This window comes from Streptomyces sp. NPDC055254 (assembly GCF_053606025.1).
The window spans coordinates 25,952-33,420 of record NZ_JBSGQV010000029.1; the positions used below are offsets into that span (position 1 = coordinate 25,952).

The 7,469-nt window shown below is 71.3% G+C and carries 9 protein-coding genes; 4 read left to right on the plus strand and 5 right to left on the minus strand.

The genetic code is table 11. The features are described 5' to 3' along the window. Positions 1-23: 23 nt before the first annotated feature. The gene (locus ACWFQ8_RS23960) at positions 24-1,121 is read right to left on the minus strand and encodes a DNA alkylation repair protein (RefSeq protein ID WP_453788307.1); all 1,098 of its coding nucleotides are present in this window, start codon (positions 1,119-1,121) and stop codon (positions 24-26) included. Between the two features lie 294 nt (positions 1,122-1,415). Between ACWFQ8_RS23960 and ACWFQ8_RS23965 the strand changes: the two genes are divergently transcribed. The 3 genes from ACWFQ8_RS23965 (at position 1,416) to ACWFQ8_RS23975 (ending at position 4,141) form a co-directional block, all read left to right on the plus strand. Beyond that, on the plus strand, positions 1,416-2,975 hold the full coding sequence (locus ACWFQ8_RS23965) for an APC family permease (protein WP_453788308.1): 1,560 nt from the start codon (positions 1,416-1,418) through the stop codon (positions 2,973-2,975). 208 nt (positions 2,976-3,183) lie between these two features. Then, positions 3,184-3,474: a hypothetical protein gene (locus ACWFQ8_RS23970; RefSeq protein ID WP_453788309.1), complete on the plus strand. Its 291-nt coding sequence runs from the start codon at positions 3,184-3,186 to the stop codon at positions 3,472-3,474. Between the two features lie 103 nt (positions 3,475-3,577). Continuing rightward, entirely contained in the window at positions 3,578-4,141 is a 564-nt protein-coding gene (locus ACWFQ8_RS23975; protein WP_453788310.1) for a dihydrofolate reductase family protein, read from the plus strand. 77 nt (positions 4,142-4,218) lie between these two features. Here the strand turns inward: ACWFQ8_RS23975 and ACWFQ8_RS23980 are convergent, their stop codons facing one another. The 3 genes from ACWFQ8_RS23980 to ACWFQ8_RS23990 are packed head-to-tail and all read right to left on the minus strand — an operon-like array spanning position 4,219 to position 5,698. After that, entirely contained in the window at positions 4,219-4,617 is a 399-nt protein-coding gene (locus ACWFQ8_RS23980; RefSeq protein ID WP_453788311.1) for a VOC family protein, read from the minus strand. Continuing rightward, on the minus strand, positions 4,614-4,865 hold the full coding sequence (locus tag ACWFQ8_RS23985) for a DUF397 domain-containing protein (protein ID WP_453788312.1): 252 nt from the start codon (positions 4,863-4,865) through the stop codon (positions 4,614-4,616). The genes ACWFQ8_RS23980 and ACWFQ8_RS23985 overlap by 4 nt, the downstream gene beginning before the upstream one ends. Beyond that, positions 4,862-5,698, minus strand: a complete 837-nt coding sequence (locus ACWFQ8_RS23990) for a helix-turn-helix domain-containing protein (protein ID WP_453788313.1) — start codon at positions 5,696-5,698, stop codon at positions 4,862-4,864. The genes ACWFQ8_RS23985 and ACWFQ8_RS23990 overlap by 4 nt, the downstream gene beginning before the upstream one ends. Before the next feature lie 168 nt (positions 5,699-5,866). Here ACWFQ8_RS23990 and ACWFQ8_RS23995 point away from each other — a divergent pair, with 168 nt between their 5' ends. Then, positions 5,867-6,277 carry an ATP-binding protein gene (locus tag ACWFQ8_RS23995; protein ID WP_453788314.1) on the plus strand — a complete coding sequence of 137 codons (411 nt, stop codon included), beginning with the start codon at positions 5,867-5,869 and terminating at the stop codon, positions 6,275-6,277. Between the two features lie 80 nt (positions 6,278-6,357). Here ACWFQ8_RS23995 and ACWFQ8_RS24000 read toward each other — a convergent pair whose 3' ends face one another. Continuing rightward, positions 6,358-7,218 (minus strand): TIGR03619 family F420-dependent LLM class oxidoreductase, encoded by an 861-nt coding sequence (locus tag ACWFQ8_RS24000; RefSeq protein WP_453788315.1) that lies wholly within the window; start codon positions 7,216-7,218, stop codon positions 6,358-6,360. Positions 7,219-7,469 lie beyond the last annotated feature (251 nt).

The following is a 7,469-nucleotide window of genomic DNA, read 5'->3' on the forward strand; positions in this document are numbered from 1 at the left end:
CCGGTGCGGGTGTCCGGGCGGGGTCAGGGCGCGGGCGCGTCCAGTGAGAAGGCGGCCTCGCCGCGGACGCGGCCGTTGACCTGGAGTTGCACCAGGTGCTCGCCGGAGTGGTAGCGGCGGGTGGTGATCGGTTTGAAGGAGTGCCGCTTGGTGCCGGTGAGGGTCTCGCCCGGGGCGAGGGCGCGGGTGACGAGTTTGAAGACCTTGGGGGTGCGGGTGCCGTTGGCCTTGGTGTGGTGCACGACGTAGTCGATCACCAGCTCGGCCGGGAGGGGCCCGGTGTTGGTGACCGCGTAGTCGAAGACGAGGTACTCGCCGACGGCGACCCGGGCGGCGCCGACGACGACCGGTCCCCGCACGGTGACCGGTACGTCCGGGGAGTGGCCGAGCAGGGTCAGTGCCTCGGGCCGGCCGGCCTTGACCAGGGTGCGCAGGCCGTGCCGTACGACGCGGTCCGTCGTGTCCGCGGGGGCGGCCAGCCAGCGGGCCGCGGTCTCGACCGCGAGGTCGGGATGGTCGCGGCTGATGTCGTTGAGGTGGTTGGAGACGGAGCGGCGGACGTATTCGGACGCGTCGCGGTGGAGGGCGTCCAGCACCGGCAGGGCCGGGCGCGGGTCGGCGACGAAGGCGGGCAGCCGCGGGGCCCACGGCAGCCGGGGCCGGGTGCCCTCGCTGGCCAGGCGGCGTACGTGCGGGTCCGGGTCGGCCGTCCACTCCCGTACGACGGCCAGGGCGCGGGCCGGGTCGGCGCGCAGGAAGGGCCGTACGGCGGATTCCGCGGTCAGCCGGGGGGTGAGGTCGTGCAGCAGGGCCAGACCGGGCTCGAACACCGCCAGGCCGCGGACGGCGACGGCCTCGTCGACGGGGAAGGTCATCCACCCCGTGAACGCGGGATCGGCGAGTGCGGTGCGCACGACGGATTCGAATCCGGGCCAGTCGGCGGGGAGGTCGGCGAGCACCGCGTCGCGGACGGCGGCGACGCGGCCGCTGAACGTCAGTCCGTCGAGTGCGTCGGCGACGGCCCGCAGGGCCGGGGAGGACCGGCGGCCGCCCGCGCGGGCGAGCAGCCGGGCCAGGGTGGTGACGGTGTCCGCGCTGAGGAGCTCATCGGCCGTGGGCATGGGGCCAGTCTCGCGGATGTGCGGGCCCCGCAGGCGCTCGGGCCGGCGTTACCAGCGGTCACCGCAAAGTCACGAAGGAAACTTTGGAACCACACAAAACGGACATGGCTACGGTTTCCGTATGGCGAAAGAGCGCGTCCCGCGCCTGCGCAATCGTGGACCCATGCGCACATGAACCTTGTATTACGAGATCGTGAACGGGTCCACTCTCGGAATTCAAAGGCCTTCGCAGGCTCGCGCTTGCGGACTCAAGTCCTCCAGATGTGGAAAGCGCAGCGTCTAACGTCCTGACCCATGACACAGCTGGACGTTCGGCCTCAGGCCGGAGACACGGTAAGCGGCGTCGCCGAAGGCGATGTTCGCGGCAAGGGCCTCAACAAGGGGTCCGTCGGCCTGGTGGGAAGCGCCGTCATCGGCATCTCGACCGTCGCCCCCGTCTACTGCCTCACCTCGACCCTGGGCTCCACCGCCGGCGAGGTCGGGATGCAGATGCCGGCCGTCTTCCTCGCCGGTTTCCTGCCGATGCTCCTGGTCGCCTTCGCCTACCGCGAGCTCAACAAGGCCATGCCGGACTGCGGCACCTCCTTCACCTGGACCGTCAAGGCCTTCGGCCCGCGGATCGGCTGGATGTGCGGCTGGGGCCTGGTGATCGCCACGATCATCGTGCTCTCCAACCTGGCCGGCGTCGCCACCTCCTACTTCTGGCTGCTGGCCGGCGAGATCACGAACAACCCGTCGATCGCGGCCCTGGACGACAACAAGCTCGTCCACATCGGCACCTGCCTGACCCTCATCGCCGTCGCGACGGCCATCAGCTACCGCGGCATGACCGCCACCAAGGGCGTCCAGTACGCACTGGTCGGCCTCCAGCTCGTCGTCCTCGCGATCTTCATCGCGATGGCCTTCCAGAAGGCCTCCGCCTGCGCCTTCGACACCGGCCTGGACTTCTCCTGGTCCTGGATGAACCCCTTCGCGGTCGAGTCCATGGCGGCCTTCACCGCCGGGCTCTCGCTCTCGATCTTCATGTACTGGGGCTGGGACGCCTGCCTGGCCACCAACGAGGAGACCACCGGCTCCACCAAGACCCCGGGCCGCGCCTCGCTCATCGCGATGGTCGTCCTGGTCGGCTCCTACCTGGCCACCGGCGTCGCCGCCCAGATGGCCGTCGGCTCCGGCGGCGAGGGCCTCGGCCTGGCCAACGAGGAGACCTCGGACAACGTCTTCGCCGCGCTGGCCGGACCGGTCATGGGCCCCGCGCTCGGCATCCTGCTCTTCGTCGCCGTGCTCGCCTCGGCCGCCGCGTCCCTGCAGACCACCTTCATCCCGGTGGCCCGCACGGTCCTCGCCATGTCGACGTACGAGGCCCTGCCGCCCGCCTACGCCAAGGTCCACCCCCGGTTCAAGACCCCGGGCCGCGCCACGATCATGGCCGGCGTCGCCACCGGTGCCTTCTACACGGTCATGACCCTGGTCAGCGAGAACGTCCTCACCGACACGATCTTCGCGCTCGGCCTGATGATCTGCTTCTACTACTCGCTGACGGCCTTCGCCTGCGCCTGGTACTTCCGCTCCGAACTGCGCCGCTCCACCCGCGACCTGTTCTTCAAGGGCGTCTTCCCGGTGCTGGGCGGCCTGCTGCTGGCCGCGGTCTTCTGCAAGACCCTCATCGACATGTGGGACCCGGCCTACGGCTCCGGCTCCACCGTCCTCGGCGTCGGCAGCGTCTTCATCATCGGAGTCGGCCTGCTGGCCCTCGGCCTGGTCATCATGTTCGTCACCGAACGCCGCAGCCCGGCCTTCTTCCGCGGTGAGGTCCTGACGAAGTCCACCCCGGCCCTTGTGGTCGAGGACTGACCCAGGACGGACCCCGCGGGACCGATCCTCCGCAGGACCGATCCCGCAGGGGCCGCCCCCGCGGTGCCCGCCTCACCCCGCCCCACCTGTTGTGTCATCTTCCGGCCCCGGATCGATCCCCCCGATCCGGGGCCGCCGGCGTACGGGGGCCGCATCGAAGTGGGGGCGAGGCGGTGACCCGGGGCGCGGGCCGGTCGTTGGGCGGGGCATGAATGCCATGAAGCGCACCCTCTCCGCCCTGGTCCTCACCGGCGGCGCCGCCCTCGCACTCACCCCCGCCCTCGCGCATGCCGACGAGTCCGCCGCCCAGGTACCCCCGGTCGCCCAGCGCGTCACCGAGATCGTCGACCACCCGGGGCAGGCCGTCCAGGACACGAAGACGGCGCTCGACGTCACCACCGCCGCCGCCGGGTCCGCGACGACGTCCACCAACACCTCCCTGGCAAGCGCGGGCGGCGCCCTCGCGGCCGGCCTCCCCAAGACCCCGCAGGTGCGCTGACCGGGACAGGGGGAGGGCTTCGTCGTGCCGGCCGAGGCCAACGGCTGATTGATTGATCCCCGAGGCCGTGTACGCCGGACACCCACGAACGGAAGGCTGAGCCATGCGGAAACTGATCTACGGCATGAATGTGACCCTGGACGGTTACATCGCCGCGCCCGGCGACGACATCGGCTGGAGCGTGCCGAGCGACGAGCTGTTCCAGTTCTGGTCCGACCAGTTGCAGGCGACCGACCTGTCGCTGTACGGGCGCAAGCTCTGGCAGACGATGAGTTCCTACTGGCCGACCGGCCACCAGCAGCCGGGCGCCACCCCGGCGGAGATCGAGTTCGCGCGCCGCTGGCGGGACATGTCGAAGGTGGTGTTCTCCTCGACGGTCGACGAGGTCGACTGGAACACCCGCCTGGTCACCGGCGACGCGGTCGCCGAGATCACCCGGCTCAAGGCCGAGGACGGCGGCCCGATGGACATCGGCGGCGCGACGCTCGCCGGGGCGGCCATGCGGGCCGGGCTGATCGACGAGTACGTGCTGGCCACCGCGCCGGTCCTGGTGGGCGGCGGCACGCCGTTCTTCACCGCACTGGACAGCTGGGTGAACCTGAACTTGGTGGAGACGCGGACGCTTCCCTGCGGCGTGATCCTGACCAGGTACGAGACGAGGCGCTGAACAGGTCGACCCCGGTGCGGACGGCTGCGAACAGCCCGCACCGGAAGGCTGGACGCTGCCCGGCCACCGTCCGGTACTCAGCCCCAGGTGCGGGAACAGAGCACGAGGCGATAGCCGTCGGGGTCCTCGACGGTGACGCCCCACTCGTCCCAGTACGGGTTGTGGGCGGCCACGCGCGTCCCGCCGTGCTCGACCAGCCGCTGTACGAGGGCCTCGTCGGGGGCTTCGCCCAGGTAGACCACGAAGAGGTCGTCGACGGTGGGCGCGGGCACGACCGGGTTCCCGGCGTCCCGGGTGAGCTCGAAGTGCCAGCCGCCCCCGGCGGGCCCGACCATCAGCAGGTCGTGCTCGCCGGGCACGCTCTCGGTGCTGCGCCACTGGACTTCGAGCCCGAGCCCGTCGACGTAGAACCGCTCGGCGGCCGCCAGGTCGAGGGAGGGCCGGGCCACACGGATATGGGTACGTGAGTCGATCATGTTCCGGAGCGTACGATCCCGCCGACGAAGCCGGCCCACGCCCCCGGGGTGACGGCCAGCTCGGGGCCGGCCGTCACCTTGGAGTCCCGGACGTGCACGGCGTCGGCACACGCGGCGACCTCGACGCAGTTGTCACCGTCGCCGCTGCTATAGGTGGACTTGTGCCAGGAGAGGGCCACCTCGACGCAGTCGTCTCCCTCGCTTCCGCTGTAGCTGCTCTTGAACCAGCGCAACTCGGAGCTGTTCACAAGGAACCTCGCATTCGCATCAACAGGCCCGCGCTGTCGGCTGGGTTCAGGGCCTGGATGCGAAGTTTGGCATACCGCTGGTGGAGCACGCTGATGGCTTTCGGGTCAGTGATGACCTGTCCCGTCTTCTGTCCTTCGCTGTACCCCAGCCACTCGTGTTCATCCGTTTCCAGGAGTCGAAAGGCCCCATCGGTGCCCGCGTGCTGCGGCTGGACCGTCGGCATGATCTGCACGTCGACGTTGGGCAGCTTCCCGCACTCCAGCAGGTGGTCGATCAGCTCCCTCGTGACCTCCGGGCCCCCGGTCTGCCGCTCGATCACCGACTGCTCGATGATGAAACTGAACAGGATGTACGGCGTGCGGCGCAGCAGTTTCTGCCGTTCCGTGCGCGCCGTGACCCGAGCTTCGGCCTCCTCCGGGGTGGCCAGCGGCGGAACGTTCTCGATCAGCGCCCGCGCGTACGACTCCGTCTGCAACAGCCCCGGAATCGACCGGCACTCGTACGTATTGAGGGTGACCGCCACCTCCTCCAGCTCCGCCCACCGCCGGAACCACGACGCCAGCCCGCGCCGTCGTGTCAGCCGCCGCGCCGCGATGTCCACGACGCCGAAGGCGTTCAGCGCGGCCTCGGTCCTGTCGACGTACTTGCGCGACGGGTGGCGGCGGCCCTGCTCGACGGAGCCGACGTACTGGACCGAGTAGCCGATCTTCGCCGCCAGTTGCTCCTGCGTCAGGCCCGCGCGCTTGCGGGACGCCTTGACCGTCTCGCCGAAGCTGCGCAGGTCGTCGTCGGGCTCGACCTCGTCGTCACCGCTGCCTTCCGGGCTCGCCATGGCGGTCACCTCCCCGACAGGAATGTTCACGCACCGTGACTCCCACTGTCCAGGGAGGCGACTCGTACAGTTGGTTTGTACGAGTCGCGTTGGTGTCGAACCGCCCTGGCCAAGCGGGAGGTTGGCGCCATGGACACATCTGCCGGCCCGGCCCGGACCCTCGTACGCATGTTCACTCAGCGTTTCAGCAGCACCCGGCGCGGAGCCCGGCTCGCCCGGCAGCTGGCCCTCGTCGAGCTGCACGACTGGGGCATCCCCGAGTCCACCGAGCTCTCCGCCGACGCCGGGCTCCTCGTCGCCGAGCTCGCCGCCAACGCCGTGGCGCACGGGAGGGTCCCCGGCCGGGACTTCGAGCTCCGCATGACCTTGCTGGAGGGCGTCCTGCGGGTGGAGGTGTCCGACGCCCGCCGGGACCTGCGGCCCGCCGTGCTGCCGCACGCCTACCAGGCGGAATCCGGGTACGGGCTGCGCATCGTGGACGCCCTCGCGGCCGACTGGGGCGTCATGGACCGCCTGATCGGCAAAACGGTCTGGGCGGAGCTGCCCCGGGCGGCGGGCCGTCCGACCGGCGCGGGCTGACCGCTGCGGGCCCTCGGCGACGGGGCAGAGGTACCGCCCTACGAGGCGCCCGCGCGGGCCCGGCGGCGGGGCGTCGGACGTCAGAGGTACTGCGCAAAGCCGTCCAGGGCGCGCAGGACCTCCGCCTCGGGCGCGGAGGGGAGTTGGAGGACCACCTCCTCGATCCCGAGGTCGGCGTAGTGGCTCATCTTGCCGGGGCTGGGCTGGACCGCGTACGGGACCACCCGGAGGGTCTTCGGGTCGCGCCCGGCCGTCTCCCAGACCCGGCGCAGCATCGGGAGCGATTCGGTGAGGCCGCCGCCCCCGATCGGCATCCAGCCGTCGGCGTGGTCGGCGACGGCGGCGAACAGCTTCGGGCCGGCCTGGCCGCCGATCAGGGTGCGGGGGCCGTGCAGGGGGACACCGGGGCCGAGTTCGCGCGGGGCCTGCGCCGGCTTCGGGTGGGCGTGGCTGGCGCGGACCGAGCCGTACGGGCCCACGTACGCGGTGGGTTCCGGCGCCCACAGGGCGCGCATCAGCGCCAGCCGGTCGCGGACCAGTTCGCGGCGGGCGCGCCACTCGACCCCGTGGTCGGCGGCCTCCTCGACGTTCCAGCCGTAGCCGATGCCGAGCGTGAGCCGGCCGCCTGAGAGGTGGTCGAGGGTGGCGACCTGCTTCGCGAGGCCGATCGGGTCGTGCTGGGCCACCAGGGTGATGCCGGTGCCGAGGGCGAGGCGCCCGGTGACGGCGGCGGCCTGGCCGAGGGCCACGAAGGGGTCGAGGGTGCGCCCGTACATCTCGGGGAGTTCACCGCCCATGGGGGCCGGGGTGTCGCGGGAGACCGGGATGTGGGTGTGCTCGGGGAGGTAGAGGCCGGCGAAGCCCCGCTCCTCCAGGCCCCGGGCGAGGCGGACGGGGGAGACGGTGCGGTCGGTGAGGAAGATGGTCGTGGCGATCCGCATGCGTGGGCACCTCCGGTGTGTGGGAGGGCCAAGGTACGGCGTCCCGTGCGAGGGCGGCAGGGGGCGGCGCGCGCGGGGTGGGGGTACGACGACGCCCTGCCCGGCCGGCTGAGGGCCGGTCGGCGCAGGGCGGGTCGGTGCGGCGTTGCGTTACATCGTGTAGTAGCCGGCGACGTCGGCGATGAGGTCGACGGATCCCGCGTTGTTGTAGAAGCTGACCTTTCCGTTCACGACGGGGACGACGACGAGGT